This is a genomic window from Neobacillus bataviensis LMG 21833 (assembly GCF_000307875.1).
GTDB lineage: Bacteria > Bacillota > Bacilli > Bacillales > Cytobacillaceae > Neobacillus > Neobacillus bataviensis.
Genome location: NZ_AJLS01000015.1, coordinates 1 through 1397, shown reverse-complemented (window position 1 = coordinate 1397; position 1397 = coordinate 1). Strand labels below are relative to the sequence as shown.

Here is a 1397-nt window from a genome sequence, read left to right as displayed (position 1 = left end):
TTGGTCTTCTGTCAAGAAAGTAGACACAAAAATTTGAGATATATTTATACAAAACCCTACCGCGCTTCGCTTGCTGGGGTATTCAAAATGATCAATTCAAAAAACCTAATTGATCATTTTGAATACCAAAGGGTAATTTATGAGATAAAATCCAGCTGATTTTGTAAATGTATTCTCTCAAATCGGTTAGGTGAACAGTATCCCAATGTTGAGTGTTTCCTCTTTTCATTATAAAAACTGCTTATATAGTAATTTATTGCCTTTATAGCTTCAGCTCTAGTCGCAAATTTCCTCCTGTAGATCAATTCCTTCTTAATTGTAGCGTGGAACGACTCAATACATGCATTATCGTAGGGATCCCCTTTTTTACTCATACTAATCTGCATCTCGTTTTCTTTTAGAATGTCTGTGTAATCATTTGAACAGTATTGAGAACCTCGATCTGAATGATGGATTAAGCCTTCACCCGGTTGCCTTGACACAATCGCCATTTTTAAAGTTTGAATAGACAACTCTTTTTTCATGTGAGCAGCCATACTCCAACCCACGATTTTTCTCGAAAATAAATCCATGATAGTTGATAAGTAAACCCATCCCTCAAGTGTCCAAATGTAGGTAATATCTGTAACCCAAATCCGATTTGGTTCGTTTACACTGAATTGACGTTTGACCAAGTTAGGATAAATCTTTTGATCATGGTTAGAATCGGTTGTTACTACGTATTTTTCTATTGGTGAAGCTGATAATCCCAACTCCTGCATGATGCGTGCCACCGTTTTCTGAGAAACGGTATAACCCCATTCCACTAGGTCAGCGTGTACTCTTGGGCTGCCATAGGTTCCTTGACTTTCATGAAAGGATTTACAGATTTTCTGTTCAGTCTCTTTACGATAAGCTTCTTTTTCAGATTGGGGCCGGTTTTGAACCTGTAGCCATTTATAATACCCACTTTTGGAGACTTCAAGTACCTCGCACATCTTCATAACTGCGTGTTCATCAGTGTGGGCCTGAATGAAGCTAAACTTTACGCTTGGTTTTTCGTGAAGATGTGCATGGCCTTTTTTAGGATTTCATTTTCCTCTCTAAGCTGTTGTAATTCTTTTTCATGTTGCTTTTTCAATATCTCTAGCTCTGAAGGAGTAATATAGTTTTCTTTTGGTTGACCACCTTGGTTCTTCTTTCTGTAAGCTGCCACCCATCCGGATAAAGTCTTATAGGAAACCTCAAGTTCACGAGCTAAGTCCGATGCCTTTCGTCCTTCTTCCACAACTAATTTCGAAACGTAATCTTTATACTCCAGATCATAATGTTTCCCCATGTGTACACGTCCTTTTAAATGATGATTGTATTATAAACTAAATCTCATTTATCCGTGTCCACTTTTTAGACTAACTTTA

General features: G+C 37.5%; 2 protein-coding genes. Both read right to left on the bottom strand.

Translation table 11 applies throughout. From position 1 onward, the window contains the following. Positions 1-137 precede the first annotated feature (137 nt). Positions 138-1013 carry an IS3 family transposase gene (locus tag BABA_RS02435; protein WP_235749542.1) on the bottom strand — a complete coding sequence of 292 codons (876 nt, stop codon included), beginning with the start codon at positions 1011-1013 and terminating at the stop codon, positions 138-140. A gap of 11 nt (positions 1014-1024) precedes the next feature. Beyond that, on the bottom strand, positions 1025-1318 hold the full coding sequence (locus tag BABA_RS02430) for a transposase (RefSeq protein ID WP_007083533.1): 294 nt from the start codon (positions 1316-1318) through the stop codon (positions 1025-1027). Positions 1319-1397 lie beyond the last annotated feature (79 nt).